General features: G+C 62.1%; 16 protein-coding genes. 3 read left to right on the top strand and 13 right to left on the bottom strand.

What is annotated here, in order from left to right; translation table 11 throughout:
* Nucleotides 1-154: 154 nt before the first annotated feature.
* The 8 genes from MRX98_RS13880 to MRX98_RS13845 form a co-directional block, all read right to left on the bottom strand.
* Nucleotides 155-760 carry a superoxide dismutase gene (locus MRX98_RS13880; RefSeq protein ID WP_246910222.1) on the bottom strand — a complete coding sequence of 202 codons (606 nt, stop codon included), beginning with the start codon at nucleotides 758-760 and terminating at the stop codon, nucleotides 155-157.
* 137 nt (nucleotides 761-897) lie between these two features.
* A complete protein-coding gene (locus MRX98_RS13875) occupies nucleotides 898-1,059 on the bottom strand; it encodes a hypothetical protein (protein ID WP_246910219.1) in 162 nt (53 codons plus the stop codon).
* A gap of 334 nt (nucleotides 1,060-1,393) precedes the next feature.
* A complete protein-coding gene (locus MRX98_RS13870) occupies nucleotides 1,394-2,653 on the bottom strand; it encodes a class I SAM-dependent methyltransferase (protein ID WP_246910215.1) in 1,260 nt (419 codons plus the stop codon).
* 10 nt (nucleotides 2,654-2,663) lie between these two features.
* Complete coding sequence (locus MRX98_RS13865; RefSeq protein ID WP_246910212.1) at nucleotides 2,664-3,347, bottom strand: corrinoid protein; 684 nt, start codon at nucleotides 3,345-3,347, stop codon at nucleotides 2,664-2,666.
* Between the two features lie 50 nt (nucleotides 3,348-3,397).
* Complete coding sequence (locus MRX98_RS13860) at nucleotides 3,398-4,939, bottom strand: trimethylamine methyltransferase family protein (protein ID WP_246910208.1); 1,542 nt, start codon at nucleotides 4,937-4,939, stop codon at nucleotides 3,398-3,400.
* Nucleotides 4,940-4,956: 17 nt separating this feature from the next.
* Nucleotides 4,957-5,754: a dihydropteroate synthase gene (locus MRX98_RS13855; RefSeq protein WP_246910204.1), complete on the bottom strand. Its 798-nt coding sequence runs from the start codon at nucleotides 5,752-5,754 to the stop codon at nucleotides 4,957-4,959.
* A 145-nt stretch (nucleotides 5,755-5,899) separates the two neighbouring features.
* Nucleotides 5,900-7,357 (bottom strand): trimethylamine methyltransferase family protein, encoded by a 1,458-nt coding sequence (locus tag MRX98_RS13850; protein WP_246910201.1) that lies wholly within the window; start codon nucleotides 7,355-7,357, stop codon nucleotides 5,900-5,902.
* Between the two features lie 62 nt (nucleotides 7,358-7,419).
* Nucleotides 7,420-8,121 (bottom strand): vitamin B12 dependent-methionine synthase activation domain-containing protein, encoded by a 702-nt coding sequence (locus MRX98_RS13845; RefSeq protein ID WP_246910158.1) that lies wholly within the window; start codon nucleotides 8,119-8,121, stop codon nucleotides 7,420-7,422.
* Between the two features lie 492 nt (nucleotides 8,122-8,613).
* Here MRX98_RS13845 and MRX98_RS13840 point away from each other — a divergent pair, with 492 nt between their 5' ends.
* Entirely contained in the window at nucleotides 8,614-9,129 is a 516-nt protein-coding gene (locus MRX98_RS13840; RefSeq protein ID WP_246910155.1) for a MarR family winged helix-turn-helix transcriptional regulator, read from the top strand.
* Between the two features lie 20 nt (nucleotides 9,130-9,149).
* Nucleotides 9,150-11,498 carry an SLC13 family permease gene (locus MRX98_RS13835; RefSeq protein WP_246910152.1) on the top strand — a complete coding sequence of 783 codons (2,349 nt, stop codon included), beginning with the start codon at nucleotides 9,150-9,152 and terminating at the stop codon, nucleotides 11,496-11,498.
* A gap of 13 nt (nucleotides 11,499-11,511) precedes the next feature.
* On the opposite strand, the gene MRX98_RS13830 is transcribed toward MRX98_RS13835, so the two are convergent.
* Nucleotides 11,512-11,985 carry a universal stress protein gene (locus MRX98_RS13830; RefSeq protein ID WP_246910139.1) on the bottom strand — a complete coding sequence of 158 codons (474 nt, stop codon included), beginning with the start codon at nucleotides 11,983-11,985 and terminating at the stop codon, nucleotides 11,512-11,514.
* Between the two features lie 399 nt (nucleotides 11,986-12,384).
* On the opposite strand from MRX98_RS13830, the gene MRX98_RS13825 reads away from it, so the two are divergent.
* Complete coding sequence (locus MRX98_RS13825; protein ID WP_246910136.1) at nucleotides 12,385-13,581, top strand: tetratricopeptide repeat protein; 1,197 nt, start codon at nucleotides 12,385-12,387, stop codon at nucleotides 13,579-13,581.
* Here MRX98_RS13825 and MRX98_RS13820 read toward each other — a convergent pair whose 3' ends face one another.
* The 4 genes from MRX98_RS13820 to MRX98_RS13805 are packed head-to-tail and all read right to left on the bottom strand — an operon-like array spanning nucleotide 13,582 to nucleotide 18,488.
* Entirely contained in the window at nucleotides 13,582-14,085 is a 504-nt protein-coding gene (locus MRX98_RS13820) for a rubrerythrin family protein (RefSeq protein WP_246910133.1), read from the bottom strand.
* Nucleotides 14,086-14,137: 52 nt separating this feature from the next.
* Nucleotides 14,138-15,574 (bottom strand): SPOR domain-containing protein, encoded by a 1,437-nt coding sequence (locus tag MRX98_RS13815; RefSeq protein ID WP_246910129.1) that lies wholly within the window; start codon nucleotides 15,572-15,574, stop codon nucleotides 14,138-14,140.
* 32 nt (nucleotides 15,575-15,606) lie between these two features.
* A complete protein-coding gene (locus tag MRX98_RS13810; RefSeq protein WP_246910126.1) occupies nucleotides 15,607-17,586 on the bottom strand; it encodes a transglycosylase domain-containing protein in 1,980 nt (659 codons plus the stop codon).
* Nucleotides 17,583-18,488, bottom strand: a complete 906-nt coding sequence (locus MRX98_RS13805) for a hypothetical protein (RefSeq protein WP_246910122.1) — start codon at nucleotides 18,486-18,488, stop codon at nucleotides 17,583-17,585. The genes MRX98_RS13810 and MRX98_RS13805 overlap by 4 nt, the downstream gene beginning before the upstream one ends.
* Nucleotides 18,489-18,639 lie beyond the last annotated feature (151 nt).

The following is an 18,639-nucleotide window of genomic DNA, read 5'->3' as shown; positions in this document are numbered from 1 at the left end:
TGCTCAATGAAGGTAGGGTACATCGACAGAACCCTTGAACACCATAGGGGAAGTCAGAGAAACGGCCCTCGTAAAACCTGAATTGTGGCCCTCCGAAAACGGCCCGCCGCAGGCCGGCGATGGACCCGCCGACCCGCGCAGAACGATGCCGGTATCAGGAAACGGACGCCTTGTAGTGGGTATTGACCCGCTCCCAGTCAATGACATTGAAAAAGGCACTGATGTACTCGGGACGACGGTTCTGGTACCGCAGATAGTAGGCGTGCTCCCACACGTCGAGACCGATGATGGGGGATTTGCCCTGGGTCAAAGGGCTGTCCTGATTGGGCGTGGTGATGATCTCCAACTGCCCGCGATTCACCACCAACCAGGCCCAACCGCTGCCGAAGAGCAACGCCGCGGCGCTGGAGAAATCCTCCTTGAACTTCTCGAAACTGCCGAAGCGCCCTTTGATGGCCTCCACCGCCGGACCCGCCGCCGCCACTTCCTTTTTGAGCAGGGACCAGAAAAAACTGTGATTGGCATGGCCGCCGCCGTGGTTGCGCACCGCGGTGCGAATGGCCTCGGGCACCTCGTTGAGGTTGCGCACCAACTGCTCGACCGGCGACCCGTGCAGCGCCTCGTGACCTTCCAGAGCCGCATTGAGTTTGTCGACATAGGTCTGGTGGTGCTTGGTGTGATGAATCTCCATGGTACGGGTGTCTATGTAGGGTTCCAATGCATCATAGGCATAGGGTAAGGACGGTAATGTATGTTTCATGGTCGAACCTCCCTTAGGGCTCGCGATCATGAGCCCTTAACGTTCCCGCCCGCCGTGCCGCTGCTCGTTGGGATGGAACCGGCAAAGCGACAACGACCGAGCGGGAACGGATTGATCGAAGCCGGCGCCGCGCCCTTCTAACAGCAGCAACAGCAACAACAGTCATCCGCCGCCGCGGCATCGAGGGGCTGGGCATCGCCCGACGCATCCATGGTATAACAACAAGTCAAATCGGATTGGGATTCCCCATCCGATGTATCCATTTCGCAACTGATCGAACGGTCCTCTTGATCACTCATGACAGACTCCTTTCACCTGCGTGCACCCCGCGAAACGGCACAAAGGCAACCTTTGCGCCGCAACCCCCGAAGAAGGAAAAAACACCGCGGTGCCACCGGCGAACCGGTGAATATCCCGTGGCGGAATCCGGAGCACGACCTCGGGCTGCTTTAAAGGTATAAGCTTTCTACGGCTCACATGTTTGTCAAGGGGAGCAAGAGGGGAGGTGCCGCGGGGGAGGGGTGGCCCCGAGGAAGACACACAAGGTTACGGAAACGGCAATTGCCTTTTCGTTGCCCCGTGTGCCTTCCATGGAATCGTCATGGCAAAAGATGCAGGCCGGTTGACGCAGAACTACTTCTTAATCTCGAAAATACCGCAGAGGCTGTGACCGGTGCCCATGCCCTGCTGCAGTTCCATCTCCAACTTGCGCAGACAGTAGCCCAGATGGGGCTCGATCACATTGGCGCGCACATCGCCCCATTGCAGCCACCCCACCCCCTCGATCACCCGCCGCATGGCCTGCATGGTCTCCTTGAGCGGTTCGGGATAGTAGGGTTGAATCTCCGGCACATTGCCGACCACCCCTTGGCCCGGGTCGTGATGGGCCAGCAAGGCGATGGTGTAGTCCACCAGGGTGTTTACCGCCATGAAGAACATTTCAAAGTGATGGTTCAGGGCGTCGAAGCCCGGCCGCGGCACATAGTTCACGCGCACGCTCTCCAGGTCGGTACGGGTGTAGCCTTCGAACAGGGAGTTGACGGCATAGCGCATTTTGGGACAATGGCGATTGTAGTCGCCCGTGTCCATGTGGCGCCCGATGAGCACCGAACGGTCGAAAAGCTTGACCGGCCGCAGGGTGCAACCGGCCGCCTTGCCGGCGGCTTGCGCCATGCTCAGGATCTCGTCGGCGCACAACAACCGCAGGGGGAAAGTCGCCACGTCGTGCCGATCCCGCTCCGCCTCGGGATAGATGTAGGAGATACGGTAGTTCATCCAATACTCCTGGTCGACGGGATGGTGCCACAGATCCTGCCACTCGTAGGCGTAGCGGCCCAGCCAATCGCCCACGAACAACGCGCCGTCGGAGGCATGGCGGCACACATCGGCCATGAGGCGCACGGTCTGCTCCGTGTCGAAGTGGGAGAAGGTACCGTAGGAGGAAAAGTAAAGATCGAAGGGCGGCGCTTCCAGTGTCGCATCGGGCAGTCCGTTGGAAAGATCGGCCTGCACGAATTGCACTTTGGGGTTTTGGCCATAGCCGGCCTGGGCCTGTTGCAGCAGTTCTTCGTTGATGTCCAGGCCCACGTAGGTCTGGAGCCGGTCGTCGGTGATGGCGGCGGTGATGTACTCGAAAATGCCGGCATCCTTGCTGTTGACGTCCATGATCAGATCGTAGCCGTCGCCGTTGCCGCAGCCGATGTCCAGAATGCGCAGCCGCTCCATGCGTTCGCTTTTGCGCTGCACCAGATCGTTGAGCGACGGTCGCAAAAAGATGCCGGTCAGCTGGTCCTCCCAGAAGCGACGCACGTTGTCGTATTTGCCCAGCAGGCCCGATGACTTGTCGTATTTGCCGCTCACGGCGGCTTGGGTGTATGCGGTTTTTTCAGCCATGGGATACCGCCTATGCTGCCATCTGGCGTAAAAGGTCGATGGCATGAAAAGCGTCCCGGCAGTGCGCATCGGCGCCGATCTCTGCGGCAAAGGCCTCAGAGGTGGGGGCACCGCCGATCAAGACCCGCACTTGGTCGCGCAGGCCGGACTCTTCCAGGGCTTTGATCACCACGCCCATCTCCCGCATGGTGGTGGTCAGCAGGGCCGAAAGGCCCAGAAATTGAGCGTTGTTGGCCTTGACGGCCTCCACGATGCGGCCGGTGGTAACGTCGTTGCCCAGGTCCAGCACCTCGAACCCGGCCCCCTTGAGCATGATGGCCACGATGTTCTTGCCGATGTCATGCAGATCCCCGGCCACCGTGGCCAGGACGAACTTGCCCTTGCTCTCCACGCCGGCGTCGGCCAACAACGGCGCCAGGATGTCCATGGCCGCCCCCACGCACTCGGCCGAGGCCAACATGTCCGGAATCAGGTACTCCCCCTTGTCGAATTTGGCGCCCACGGTCTCCATGGCGCCGGTCAGCCCGTCGAGCACGATGATCTTGGCGTCGATGCCCGCTTCGACGGCCTGCTCGATCAACTCGGTCACCGCCGGTTGGCCTTCCAGTCCTTCGTCGAAGCCTTCGTCCTCGGCGGTCATGCGCCCTTGAATAATGTTGAAATTGATTTTTTCGATCAGCTCTGTTTGATTCATCGGTGCACTCCTTTTATAAATTGGATCGGATTTTATTGGTTGGGTCGCAATCACGCGTCCTGTGACACACGCAGTTGGGGCAGCAGACCCGGCACCTCTTCGAAGATGCGGTCCACCGTCGCCGCCGGCAGATGGACGGGCGGCAGTGCTTCGATCTCGGCCAGTCGGTCCAAGGCGCGGGCGATCACTTCGTCCTCCATTCCCTTGGCTTCGAAACGGTAGGGGTCGGACACGTCGCCGCTGTGAATCGCTTTGCGGGCATGGCGGGCGAACAGACGGTGGCTGGTGCCCATCACCTTTTCCACCATGGCCACGGCGTCCTGCGCCTCCGCTTCGCCCACCTTGGGCGCCCGCAGGCAGTGTTTGACCTTGCCGATCTGTTCGTCGTCGATCACCGCCTGCACCGGGCAGAAGGTGTTGGTGCGGTCCAGCAGACCGAAGGCGTAATGGATGTACTGGGCGCCGCTCATGGCCATGTAGAGGTGGGTGAACAGCTTTTCGAACATGGCCTGCATGCCCGGCACCTTGGCATCGCCCACGCCGGCGGTGGAGTAGCAGGGAATCTCGTAATGGCGGGCCAGCTGGGCGCAGTCGATGTTGTACTGGTTGAATTCCGGGCAGCCGTACAGATCGTGCAAGTCGTCCATGCGGGCGCGCACCGGAACGCTGCCGTAGAGAACCGGCGCCCCCTGACGGATGAGCTGGGTGAAGGTGACGCCGGCCAGAATCTCGGCGTTGATCTGGGCCACCATGCCGGCCTCCTGGATCGGGGCCGAACTGCCGCCCTGGGGAGAAGAGCTGATCACAATGGGCAGCCCCGCCTCCACGATGGCGAACACCTTGTCGGCGGTGTCCTGCACCAGTTGCAAAGGGCTTTTGAACACACAGGCGATGAAGGAAAAAATGGGATTCTCCCGCAATGCCTGCGGCCCGCCGGTGATGATTTCGCCCATGCGCACCAGGTCGGCCAGGCGGTCGGTGCGCGTCAGGCCGGCCTGCACGTGCTTGGTGATGTTGTTGAGGCTAGCGAAGAACTTGTTGACGTCGTGGTTGTCTTCGGTCACCCCTTCGTCCTGCACATTCACCGGCCGGATGAAGAAATCCAGGTGTTCAAGCTGTTCGCCCAAATGGGCCGCCCGGCACAACAGGGCCGCACTGCCGCGCCGCTTCTGGAAACGGGGGATTTGGACCGTCTCACCGCCGTCGGCGCTGGTGAACGATTGCATCTCGGTTTCCAACCAGACATTGGTTTCCGAACCGGAACCGAAATAGATGCGCGGCGTGCCGGCGTCCAGCAGCAGACGGTTTTCCGGCTTGCGGGCGCCCAGCACCACCTGCGACGGGGCCATGGCGACACACTCTTCCACCAAACCGGCCGGCAACCGGATGCGCCAGAGGGTCTGGCCGAATTCGACGGCCTCGCTCACTTTGGCGCCCGCAGCGCCCATCAGCTTGGCGGCGCGCTCGTTGTAACACCAGATGCCCGGGCTGTCCAAGATGGCCAGGGAGGCCTTGTGCAGCCGGATGATCTCCTCCTTGTCCAGACGTTCGTAGGGTTTGACGATGGTACCGTCACGAAAGGCAAGTCCCACTGGCAACTCCTTTGTGGTTATGCGTTGCGAAAAGCACGCGAATATTTACGAAAATGGCGGTCGCGACCCATCAGGGCCGTGCCGGTCAAGGCCGCCGCGCGCATGGTTGAATCCATGGGATCCATGATGGCGGCATCCAGCCCGGCATACAGAGCCATGGCCAGAAAGGCGGCGTTGAGCTGGGCACGGGCCGGCAGGCCATAGGAAACATTGGAAAGCCCCATGACCGTCTTGGCCGCCGGAAAGCGGTCCTTGACGGCCGCCAACGTGTCCAGGGTCACCTTGGCCTGGGTGGCGTCGGCGGCGATGGGCAGCACCAGCGGATCGAAGTAAAGATGGGCTTCGGGCACCCCGTGGGCGCCGGCCGCATCGGCAATGGTTTGGCAGGCCGCCAGACGGCCGGCCACATCCTTGGGGATCCCCTCCAGGTCCATGGCCAGGCAGATCACCGGAACGTCATGGCGGGCGGCAATGGGCAACACCTCGGCCAAATAGTCCGGATCGGCCTTGACCGAGTTAATCATGGCGTCATGGCCGTCGCAGGCCGCCAGACCCGCCGCCAACACGCGAGCATCGGCGCTGTCCACACAGATGGGTTTGGCCACGGCCGCCTTGACCGTGGTCACGGCCCAGCGGATGGCTTCGACCTCGTCTTCCCGGCCACCGGTGCCGGTCCCCACGTTGATGTCGATATAGGCAGCCCCCGCATCCGCCTGGTTTTGGGCCAGTTCGATCAATTCCGTCTCCCGGCGCTCCAGGATCATGGGCTTGACCGCCTTTCGGGTGGCGTTGATCTTCTCACCGATAATGATCATGACGGGTAGGACTCCTTTAAATGGGATTGGGCCTGATTGGGCACGGCGTGCCGTGCCCCTACGGGTTAATGGGACCGGGCCTGATCGGGCACGGCGTGCCGTGCCCCTACGGGTCGGTCCAAACAGGTCGCCGACGGTCGGCGGCCTATTCCATCAGGAAAGGCTGGATACCCGGAATCTCCTCCAAGATTTGACGGCGCACCGCTTCGGGTAAATAGGATTGCAACGGTGCCTCCAGAATTTGTCGCGCGCGGGCCGTGGCCCGCTGTTGGGCGTCGGCGGCGCCGGCGGCCTCCCACACCGGGCGGTTGTCCCGGTCGCTGAGCTGGGGCTGGTACAACTCGTAGCGCATGTTGCGCCGGGTGTGCCGCGATGACAGAAAGTGGCCCCCCGGACCCACGGCCTTGATGGTATCCAGGGCCAAGGTTTCGTCATCCACCCGAATCCCCTCCACGGCACGCATCACCATGCCCAGGATTTCGTTGTCGATCACCAGTTTGTCGAAGGAGGCGGTCATGCAAAATTCGATGAACCCGGCCGCGTCATGGATCCAATTTCCCCCGGCCAGGGCCACCATCAGGCTGGTCAGGGCCGATTCATAGCCCGCCTGGGCATCGTTGACCTTGGCGTCGGTCATGCCGGCGGTGGCATAAATGGGCAGTTGGTAAAACTGGGCCATCTGGCTGGCGCCGGCGTTGATCAATCCCATCTCCACCGCCCCGGCCAAATATTTCATGTCCCGTAAATCGGTGATCGAGGCGACGCTGCCGAACAGCACCGGCGTGCCCGGCCGCGCCAACTGGGAGAGCATCACGCCGGTCAGGGTGTCCACGCAACACACCACAAGGTTACCGGCCAGGGTGATGGGCGATGTCGCGCCGCACAGCGGTTCGGCCGGCACTACCAGTGGAATTCCGTGACGGGCCACCTCCAGGGCCAGGCGGCCGTAATCTTCATCCAGTTTGAATGGACTGATGATGCAGGCCACCATGGATATGAAGGGCCTCTGACGCAACGCCTCCTCCGAACCGGCGATCAGCGACGCCATCCGGATCACCCGTCGGATGCCCTCGGTGGTGTAAACGCCGCCCATGATGTGTTTCCGGGTGCGATTGAGGGCCGCGCCGAACCGGTTGACATCGATGTCGTCCTTTTCCACGTCGTGGGGAAAGACATTGAGCATGTAAAAATGGATGTTCTCCAGGGCGTCCACCGTGCGCGCCATGTCCACGATGTCCTTGAGTTGGGAGGATCGCGCCATGTCACTGCCCGGTTCCTGCACATTGAGGGCCGTGCCGCCGGTACCCAGGTAGACCCGGGTGTCGCCGATGGTGCAGTCCAGGTGTCCGTCCGGGTCGCGGCCGCAAAGGGTCACCTCGGCGGGCGCCTGTGCCACCAGCTCCATCACCATCTCCCGCGGGAATCGAACGACCCGGCTGTGGTCATCGACCCGGGCACCGGCCTTGCGGAAAAGGGTCATGGCCTCTTCATGGTTGACCTGCACGCCCACCTCGGAAAAGACGGTCATTGTGGTTTCGTGAATTCTTTCGATTGCCTCGGGGGTCAGGGGCTTGTAAGCGCCGCCATTCAGACCGCTTCGCATCAGTCATATCTCCTGGTTTTGGATTGGGGTGGCAATTTAATGCTCGGACCGTCGGATCAACGTCAGTTGCCGGCCGGCGCACGGCGTGCTTTGCAATTGCGTTGGGTGCAGAAGCGGCAGGGATTGTAATCGGCGACACTGCCGTCCACACCGTGGGGCACGATACCGAATACGCCGGAAATGGATTTGCGAGGGCTCATCAGGCACGTTTCCGTCAACCGAATCCCGGCCGGCCGTTCTTGGCCGAAGCGGTCGAACAACGAAACTTGTTCGAGTACCGGCCAATCGCAGTAACCGGGGCTGAAGCGCAGGGTCACGCCCCTGCCCCGGGCCCGCATTTGCTCTTCGTGGGCCAAATGGAAGCGTTCCACCAGGGACTCCACCGCCAGGGATCCCAAGGTGTCCAAGACGTAGGCATCGGCGAAGCGATTGCGCGCCATGCAGCGCTGTACTTCCGCCTCGAGATCGGCACCGATGGTCGCCACGAAACAACAGACCGTGTCCGCATCGCGCAGGGTGCGCGCCAGTTTCGGGCCTTTGAAAACGCCGCCGTCGGCCAGATACAGACGCCCTTTCTGCGCCGATCGCAGCGGCACCATGCAGTTCACCAGTTTCGGTTGAATCAGATCAGGCAAACGCCGCCGCCATCTGTCGATGCGCCGTTGCATTCCGGCCGAAACCTTGCCCTGGCCGCGGCGGGCACCCAAGGAACGCAGCAACTTGCCGTTGTCCAAAGAGGATTCCAGAATTTGTCGTTGCATCATAACGTTTAAAGCCTCGGTCTCGGGGGGGCGTCACCGACGGCTGCCGCTGGTCCTCACCGTCACTCCATGATGGTCTTTGCAGTCGGTACAAGAAGGGACCGTCACAGCCCCGGGCCGCCGGTGGGTTGGATGGTACATGGGAGCTTGCGGCATGAGCGAAGTACGACCGCTCTTTTTTCATCGTCCCCGAAACATAGAATTCTATACAATTTTAAGTCATTTCTGTCAAGCAATCATTGCGATTACAATTTAACTGCCTATATTTTTATGATAAAAAATTTAATTGGATTTTTTGATTATAAAGCCATACATACATATCATAAAATGAATCGTCTATTTTTCTTTCGTGTGCACATGCATTTGGCGTCCGCCGCAAAACGGTTTTCGATAATGCACAAAAGTCCCGTTGGTGTTGTTGGTATTCTTTGATAATAGGCCTTTCAGCAGCCCTTGCAGCGGACCAAGAATTCAATTGAGATGGAGTCAAGGCAGATGCCACCGTTACTGACCTCAGAAAACCGAACCGACACGCAACCGCAAATGCACCGTGAGATGTTGGCCAGTTTGCGCAAAATCACACAGGCCATCTCTTTGCACTCCCGGGATCTGCAACGCCGCTATGGCTTGACCGGCCCCCAGCTGATCCTGCTCAACGAAATCGCCCGGCACGCGGAGATATCGGTCAGCGAGTTGGCGCGACTCATCAGTGTCAGCCAAGCAACGGTCACCGAAGTGCTCAATCGCCTGGAAAAGATGGGCCTGGTGACCAAAAGCCGCGACACCCGGGACAAACGCCGCATCATGATCACCACCACCCCGGACTGTGATCAGATTCTGGACAGTGCACCCCCCCCGCTGCAAGAGGCCTTCATCGAGCGCTTCGCCAAACTGGAGCAATGGGAACAGCTGATGATTCTGGCTGCACTGAAACGGGTCGTGCACCTGATGTCCGCCGAGCAGATTGAAGCGGCGCCGCTCTTCGATGCCAAGGCGAACAGCACCTTTTAAAAAGATTAGAGGAGCCCGCATTGACGTTCGACATCCTCTTGTTGCTGGTGATCGTGGCAATCGCCTTCGTGCTGTTCGTCGGTGGCTGGTTGCGGGTGGATCTGGTGGGCCTGATGGTGCTATCGGCCTTGGCCTTGACGGGCTTGGTCACGCCGCGGGAAGCGCTGGCGGGATTCAGCAGCCCGGCGGTGGTCACCGTCTGGGCCATGTTCATTCTTTCTGCGGGTTTGACCCGCACCGGTATCGCCCACCGGCTGGGCCAACCGTTGCAGCGTTTCGCCAAAAGCAGCGAAGCCTTGTTGGTGGTGGCCCTGATGACGGCCGCCGGCCTGTTATCGGCCTTGATCAACACCGTCACGGTGGCCGCCATCCTGTTGCCGCCCACCATGGAGCTGGCCCGGCGCAGTGGACGACCGCCCGGGCGCCTTCTGATGCCCCTGGCGTTGGGCTGTCTGCTGGGTGGTCCTTTCACCGGGATTTCAACCCCGCCCAACATTCTGGTCACCGACGCCTTGCGCGAAGCCGGTCTGCGGCCCTTCACCATATTTGAGTTCACGCCCATGACGGCGGCCATCGTGGCCGCCGGCATCCTTTTCGTGGTCCTCCTGGGACGCCATCTGCTGCCGCGGCAAAGCGCCGCGACCAGCACCGACCCCCACGCCGGGGTGGATGCCACCTATCAACTGGCCACCCACATCTTCACCACCCGCATCCCGGCCGACTCCCCGTTGGATGGCCGTACTTTGGCCGAAAGCCGCCTCGGATCGGCCCTCTACTTGACGGTGGTGGCTTTGCAGCGCAAGGAAACGTTGATGCTCGCCCCGCGCCCCGGCGACGTCCTGCAAGCCGGCGACACCCTCGTGGTCCACGGCCGCCCGGACCACCTGCAACGGTTCCATGGCAGCCAGCATTTACAGGTGGCGCCCATGTCGACCATCGACCCACTGGTCACCCACCGCCTGCGCGTGGCCGAAGGCCGGGTGACCGAGGGATCGCCCTTGCTGGGCAAAACCCTGGAGCAAAGCGAGCTTCGGCGGCGCCATCAGGTCCATGTTCTGGCGTTGCGGGATGCGGCGGGCGCCCGGGTACGGGATTTGCGGCGGCGCAAGCTGGCCCAGGGGGATCGATTGGTGTTGGAGGGACAACAAGAAGCCCTGGAATCGCTGAAGCAAGCGCATCTCTTCGACGAACTGCACTTTCCGACCGCGGCGGAGACCGATCCACTGGCCGGCGAACGCAGCCGCCTCCTGCCCGTGCGTGTGCCGGAGGGATCGGTGCTGTCCGATCGCAACCTGGTGGAAAGTCGCCTGGGAGACGCCTTCGGACTGACGGTGGTGGCCATTGTGCGGAGTGAAACACTGCTTTGGATGCCTTCGCCCAGCGAAACCATTCAACCCGGTGACCTCCTTGTGTTGCAGGGATCGCCCCGCGATCTGGAAGTGTTGGAAGGCTTGCAGGACCTGACCATCGAAGCGCAGTCCTCCAGTCTGATGGCCGAACTGGAATCCCAACAGATCGGCGTTACCGAAGTGCTGCTCTCCCCCCGCTGCACCCTGGTGGGGCGCACCTTGGCCGACCTGCTGTTCCGGGACCATTACGGCATCAGCGTGCTGGCCATCTGGCGCAAGGGCAGGGCCTATCGCACCGGGCTGCAATACATGCCGCTGCAGTTCGGCGACGCCTTGCTGGTGTACGGCCCGCGCAGCAATCTGGAAGCCGTGGCCCGCGATCGCAATTTCATCATTCTCGATGCAGCCGCCGCGCGCGCGCCACGCCTGGAAAAAGCCCACATCGCCACCGCCATCATGCTGGCGGTCTTGCTCAGCGCCATTCTGGGGTTCGTGCCCATCGCCATCGCCGGACTCAGCGGCGCCACCTTGATGGTGCTGTTCGGCTGCTTGAGCATGGAAGAGGCTTACCGGGCCATCGAATGGCGGGTGGTGTTTCTCATCGCCGCCATGCTGCCCCTGGGAGAGGCCATCCAGAACTCCGGCGCCGCAGAGATGGGTGCCGCCGTCCTGCTGGCCACGGTGGGTGATCTCGGCCCCCGTTGGGTGGTGGCGGCCCTGTTCGGCGTAACGGTCATCTGCACCCAGGTGGTGCCCACCGCCGCCCTGGTGGTGCTCATGGCGCCCATCGCCTTGAATGCCGCCGCAAGCCTCGGCATCTCACCCCACCTGTTGATGATGACCGTGGCCATGGCCGCTTCGGCCAGCTACGCCAGCCCCCTCTCCCATCCGGCCCACCTTTTGGTCATGGGGCCGGGCGGGTATCGGTTCATGGACTACGTCAAGGTGGGCCTGCCCTTGACCCTGGTGGTCATGGCGGTCTCCGTCGCGCTGTTGCCCGTTCTATGGCCACCATATTGAACAAAGCGCCGGCTCAGGCCGGCGCCTCCGCCGCCGTCCGCTCCCGGTGTTTGACCACATGCACCGGCACCGGACTGCGGCGCAGCACCTCCCGGGCGATACGGCCCAAATCCGCTCCGTCGCCGCCCTGCCCGCGGCTGCTCAACACCAACAGCTCCGCCTGCACCGTATCGGCCATCTTCAGAATCTGGTCCACCGGTTCACCCATCACCAGACGCAGCTTGAGAAACGGACAGGCCTTGAGTTCCTCCCTGCAAATCCGTTCAAGCTTTTTGCGGGCCTTTTCGATCTCCCAATCCCTGAAATTGTTCAAGTGCTCCACGGACGGGTAGCTGCCGTAGGCCGGAAAAAAGGCGCACAGATCCACCGCCACGTACATGAGCACCACTTCGGCATTGTATTTGCGGGCCAGGGACACCACGTGGGTCCCGGCCTCGAGCGAATTGGCCGACAAGTCGGTCGGCCAAAGAATGGTTTTGATCTCCATAAACCACCTCCCGGCCCCGCCGCGGCGGGGCCCGATTGATTAAACCCACGGCAGCGGCGCGCAACCTCGGTTCGCCCTCTCGGGAGGGGCTTGGATGAGTGGTCGTGCGCAGTGCTACCGCGTTCATCTAAAACATGGGATTGATCAATACCGCTGTCAAAGATCGACGCACGGAATGGCATTGCAGCGACCGATCCGCAGCGGCCAACCGCAAAAGGTTTCGCGAAAAAATGACACCGTATTTTAGGCGCCCGGATTTGGGGTCGATAAAAGGGGAGGTTATTTTTGCGCGCGCCCTAAAGTCCCGCCCCCGACCGCCGATATAAAAGTTGAGCCGATCCATCAGGGCGGTGGCGCGCGAAACGCCGCGCCGGCAGGCAAGCACGGCAAGGGGGCGACATGATGTACATCGACAACATCAATATGTGGGGTGAGGCGCTGTTTTCCGCCTTGGCGGACCAGTCCCACCAATTGACCACCTTGTCCCAACAGGCGCTGGGTGCCGGTATCGACAAGTATCAGAACAAGGATTTCAAGGGGGCGGCCAAGGAGTTCAAGCGGGCTATCGGCCTCGACCCCAACTCGGAATATTCGGTGGACGCCACCAAGTACCTGGCCATGTCCTACCAAAAACTGGAACAGACCGACAAGGCCATCGACACCTACAAGGAAGGGCTCAAGATCCATCGCGACCGGGACGATTTGCAGGTCGCCCTGGGCAACATCTATTATGCCGAGGAGCGCATCGGCGAGGCCATCGAGGCCTACGAAGCGGCGGTGCGCATCTATGACGATCCCAACAACCGTTTCGCCCTGGGCCAGGCCTATTTAAAAGCCGACCGTCAAAGCGATGCTGCCGATCAGTTCAAACGAGTGATCAAGATGGACTCCCGAAGCCCCAATGGCTATTTCGGCCTGGGGCAGGCCTTGGGCGCCCAAAAACAGTACGCCGAAGCCATCACCCAGTTCGAACGGGCCATCCAACGCAACCGGGAGTTCAACGCCGCCTACGTCGAAATCGGCTACCTGCACGCGGACAACGGCGACATGCGCCAGGCCGAGGAGATCAAAAGTTTTTTGGAACGCAAGGACCGCGGCCTGGCCGAGACCTTGGGCAACTACATCAACAAAATGACCAAGCCCAAGATGATGTTCGCCTACTCCAACAGCTCCTTTCCCTATTACATGCAGCCCAAGACCAAGGTGGCCGGCATGAACGAGTACTTGGCCTCCGCCGACAGCAGCCACACCTTCAACATGATCTTCCAGTTCAGCAAGGAGATGGACCGCACATCGGTGGAAAACGTGGTCAACTGGTCCATCGAGCGCTCTTCCGGTAACGGGCCGGGGCGCGATTACAACAACGGCCTGCGGTTACCGGAGACCGAAGTCAACCCGCCGGCCATGCCCCTGACCGTCATTTACAATGAACAGGAGCAGACCGCCACGGTGCGCTTCACCATCCGGCAAAACGCCACCGGCGACGGCACCCTCGATCCATCCCGCCTGGTGTTCGCCTTCAAGGGGGTCGATGCCGACGGCAATGCGATGAACCCCAAGTTCGACCAATACATGGGGTTCTCCGGGGCTTTCTGACTACTCCACGGTCTTGAACTTCTCCTTGGGCGCACCGCACACGGGGCACTTTTCCGGCGCCTTCTTACTGACCACATAGCCGCACACCTGGCACACGTGATAAGTGCTCACCTTGTCCTTGATTACGTCGTAGATCGCCCGTTCATAGAGTTTGGCATGGTAGGATTCGGCGTCCCGCGCATGACTGAAGGTCGTTGCGGCGGCGGTTTCGCCTTCCTCCTCGGCATCCTTGATGAATTCAGGATAAGCCGTCTCGCTGACCATTTTCTCGCTCTGAAACGATTTTTCCAGGTTGGTGTCGGTGTCCTTCACGATCAACTCTTTCGCCAGATTCATATGGCGGGTCGCATGCACCCGCTCGGCCTCGGCCACGGCACGAAACAGCAGGGCGATCTGGGGCACCTCCTCCTCTTCGGCCTTCTCGGCAAACGCCAGCAATCGAAAATAGGCCTTGGCCTCGCCGATGAACGCATCGTACACATTCTTGCGGGTCTTCTCTTTCATTGGTCCTCCCTTTCTTCAGGCAACTTCGTTTTGGGTATATCCACTACAAATGTCACGGTTGATAATTGGCGACATAAAAATCGTCGATCAACCCTTTGGTCTTGAGCTGCTCGCCGTAGCGGCGCGCCTGGTCGCGGGTGGCGAAGTGGGACACCTTGACCTGGTACCAAGTACGGCTGACGCTGACGGCCTTGGTCGAGAAGGCATCGATGTTCTGCTGTTTTAGCCGATCCACGTAGCGTTGGGCATCCTCGGGTCGCAGATAGGCGGCCACCTGAATGGTGAATGGATCGGTCACCGGGGGCGGCGGTTCGACCTCTGCAACCGGTTCGGGCGGCGGTGGGGCAGGCGCCTCCCGTGTCCCCGCCCAATGCCATCCCAAGGCGGCGGCCACGCCGAGCACCGCCACCAACACGGCCACGCCGACGGCCCGGCGCAGGGCCATTGCCCGCGCCAGGGGACGCACCCGCCGTCCGACATCCGTCACGAATGCCGCCAGGGTCTTGCCGGCGGTCGCCACGACCACCAACGGCCCTCTCCCTCGGGCGGTGGGGGGCGGCTGGTCCACGGGAACCGCGCCCGGGGCCTCCGGCGCACGGGGGCGAAAGCGCGCCAGCAAGGCTTCCTGTTGCGGAGCGTCCAGATCCACGAGCGCCTCGCGGGCGGCGGCCAGATCGGCCTGGTTGTCCACATGGGGGCGCAACAGGGAATGGCCGGCCGCAATGCCTTCCAGGCAAGGTTGGTCTCCCAGGGCGTACCCTTTGAGGTACACCTGCAGGGCCCAATCGTTGATGTGGTGTTCGTTGCGCAGCAGGCGTGCAAGGTTCACCACCCATGCGTCGGGGATCGGATCCCCCCGGCGCCACACACGGCGGTAAGTTTGCAGTGCCTCGTAGTCCGAACGTTCAGCGGACAGATAAAAGGCCATCAAATCCCGTTGCACTGTCGGGACATCGGGCAAGGCGGCGCCGATACGCTCGGCCAGGGCGTGCACCTCAGGACCGGGTTCGTCCATGCGGCGCACCTGTTCCAGCCAACCCGCGGCCACCGCCGCATCCGTCGGGTGCAGTCGCAAATAGGTGGCCACCATCCGGCAGCCGAATTCCCCTGGCTCGGAACGCGATAAATGGAAACGGGCCAGGCGGCGGGTGATGCGCCGCGCCATGGCCCGGCGGCGCAACGGCGAGAGCCAGAAACTGTCGAAGGCCGCCCGAACCCGCTCGAACACCTCCTCGGCCTGCTCGGCCATGCCGGCCCGCTCCCAAACCGCCGCCTCGGCCATCAACCGCTCGATCAGGGCCGCACCGCGCCGGTTCATGGCCCAGCCGATCAGCGCGAAACAGCCGGCCAGCACCCCCGTCACCGGCAGCGCGAGCCACGCCATACCGACAGCCCGCTGCCACAGGGGCATCAAAACCAGCAGCAACGGCCCGCCCAACAGCAGGGTCATCCACAATCGCACGGACAGATGGCGCAAGATCCCATTCAAAACGGTTGCACACCCTCTCCCAAACGGTTCTGTTACTCCTTGACGGCCACCCACACCGCGCCGGGCCGATCCTCGGGCACCGCTTCGCCGGTGGCGGGGTCCACCGCCTGGAGCCGTATGCCGGCCGGATGCAAAAAGGGCCGGGGCGGCTCCCCTTCCGTGGCCTTGATCATGAAATGGGCCCAGATGGGCGCGGCGGCCCGGCCGCCGGTAATCCCCACGCCGTGGGCGTCTTTGAGCCCTTCCCCGCGATCATGGCCCACCCAGACGGCCGCGGCCAGGGTGGGCGTGAAACCGGCAAACCAGGCATCGCGGTAATCGTTGGTGGTCCCGGTTTTGCCGGCGGCCGGCTTGTCGAAACCGAGCCTGCGCACGATGGTGCCCGTGCCCTCATTGAGCACCCCTTGCATCATATCGACCACCTGATAGACCAGCCGACTTTCCAGTGCCGCCGAACCGCTGACGATGTGTTCTTCCAGCACCTGGCCGAAAGCGTCTTCCACGCGCCAGACGGCAAAAGGGGCATAGCGGATGCCTTCGCTGGCGAAGGTGGCATAGGCCGACGCCATCTCCAAAGGGCTGACGCCGGAAGTGCCCAGCGCCACGGAATAGACCGACGCCAATGGGCTTTCAATGCCGCAGCGCCGTGCCGTGGCAATCACCGGTTCGGGTCCCGTCGCGGCCACCAGTTGGGCGGCGACACTGTTGATGGATTCGGTGAACGCCTTTTTGAGAATCACTGGCCCCTGGTAATCCCGCCGGAAATTGCGGGGACGCCAATCCGGCGCGCCGGCCACGGGAATGCGCACCGGCTGGTCCACCATCGGCGAGGCCGGCGAAAGCCCCAAACGATCCAGCGCGGTATAGTACAAAAACGGCTTGAAGGCCGAACCGGGCATGCGGTTGCTCTCCACGGCCCGGTTGAATTCGCTTTCAGCGTAACGGCGGCCCCCCACCATGGCTTTGATGGCGCCGGAGTTGACCTGCACGGCCACCAATGCGCCCTGTGCCCGGCCACTGTTGCCGTTCGCCGCTCCTGGTTCGGACGCGGCCATGATCTTGTCCAGATCCTCCAGGCCGCGCACCACCGACGCCTCGGCATTGCGTTGCAGTTGGGTGTCCAGTGTGGTGGTCACCTTCAGCCCCCCGTGGTACACCACATCGGCGCCGTAGCGCTCCTCCAGCTGCTTGAGCACATAGTCGACAAAATAGCCGCCCACCGGCCCGTCATCGGCCTGGCGGCGAAAGGTGAGGGGCGCCTCGGCCGCCTCGGCCGCCTCGGCCGGCGTGATGGCGCCCACGGCCACCAGGCGGGCCAGCACCACTTTCTGACGGCGCTTGGCCCTTTCCGGGTGGCGCAGCGGATTGTAACGCGAGGGCGATTGGGGCAACCCCGCCAGCAGGGCCGCTTCGGCCAGGTCCAGCTGGGCCGCGTTCTTGCCGAAGAATTGACTGGCCGCCGCGGCCACCCCCTGGGCGCGCGGTCCGAAATAGATCTGGTTCACATAGGCTTCGAGAGTCTCCGCCTTGGAAAACTGGGATTCGATCTGCAAACTGACCAACAGCTCCTTGAACTTGCGGTTGTAGGTCTGTTCGAAGCTGAAAAAGAGGTTCTTGGCCAACTGCTGGGTGATGGTGGAAGCCCCCTGGGTGCGGCCGGTGAAAAGGGTGATCCCCAACGCCTTGAGGGTGCGCAGCTTGTCCATGCCGTGGTGATCCCAAAAGCGATGGTCCTCGGTGGCCAATATGGCTTGCAGGAAGGCGATGGACACCTGCTCCAGGGGCACATAGTCCCGGCCGCCAATCTGCAGCACACGTTGCCCGTTGGCGGCGTAAATCTCGGTCGGCGGGGTCTCGATGATGCGCCGCAGCGGTTCGGGCACGCTGGGCAGGTCGCGCACAGTAACGAAAAAGAGCACCACCAGGACCAACACCAAGCAGGCGGCAGCGGCCACGAAAAAGGCCGCCACCCCCGCCGCGCCGCGCAAAAGCATCACCATTCGCCCCATCATGGTCGCCCTCCCTCCGTCCAGCGCCGGGAAGCGTCGGAGGGGGCCTCCAGCATCTGCTGCAAGCGGCGCACATCCTCGCGCACCCCCTGCATCAAAATCACCCGGGGGCCGTCCAGCCCCTCCACCTCGAATCCCAGATCGACGGCATCGCCGTAAGCGCCCGAGGAGATGGCGACACGGCGAATGCGGCCGCTGACGCCCAGCAAGTCCCGGGGGTGTGAAATGATCCGCTGCTGGACCTGTTCGGGCAAGGTGTTGAGGGTCTTGAAAAAGCGGTCCGCCGGATAGATGTGCAGGGAGAAGTCCAACAATTGGTCCAGGCCGGTCTGAATGGCCACCTCACCCCGCTCGATGTGCCCCAACAGCAAAGGGCCCACATTGAGTCGGTGCAGCACCTGGTTCTGGGCGTCCAACAAATAGATGGTCAACGCGCCGTCCTGCCGTTCCAGAAAGGTGCGCTGCCACTGCCCCTCCGCGTTGTAGGCCAGCAGGGTGAAGGGCGAAAGAATCTCCTGGGACAGCACCGGCGGCAACTTCAGGTAAAGGTCGGCAAAATGATCGGCGGAAATCATGGCCCCCGTGTCCTCGGCGATGGTGGCCACCACTTCGGCCAGGGAACCGGCCTGACGCGCCTCGCGTTGCAGGTTTTGCCGCTGATTGGCGAACTGCGCCAGGGCTTGACGGGCCTGATCGGCTTGACGCCCTTGGTCCCAGATGGCGCCGTAGCGCGGACGCTGGGGATTGGTGGTGGCCAAATAGTACCCGGCCATCCGCTCGAGCCAGTCCAAACGCAACTCGGTCGTCATCAATCCCACCACGAGCAATCCCAACAGCAAGGGACGCGGCGAGAGCAAGCGGCGCAGCCAGGCTGTGATGGATGTGGGCGCGTACCAGGGCATCATTGCAGCGGAAGGTCCAACCGTTTCGAGTTCACTACTGTTCCATCGCCCCTTTGGCGCCACGAAAAATGGTGCCAGCAACAAGGGCCGGACGGCAAGAATTCATATGTGTATAGACCAAATCCTCAATCAGGTCAAAGAATGGAAAGTTTAA

The sequence above is a fragment of the Desulfatitalea alkaliphila genome (assembly GCF_022968795.1).
Lineage (GTDB): Bacteria > Desulfobacterota > Desulfobacteria > Desulfobacterales > Desulfosarcinaceae > Desulfatitalea > Desulfatitalea alkaliphila.
Note: the sequence above shows the minus strand (reverse complement) of the source record. Positions and strands in the feature narration are given on the sequence as shown.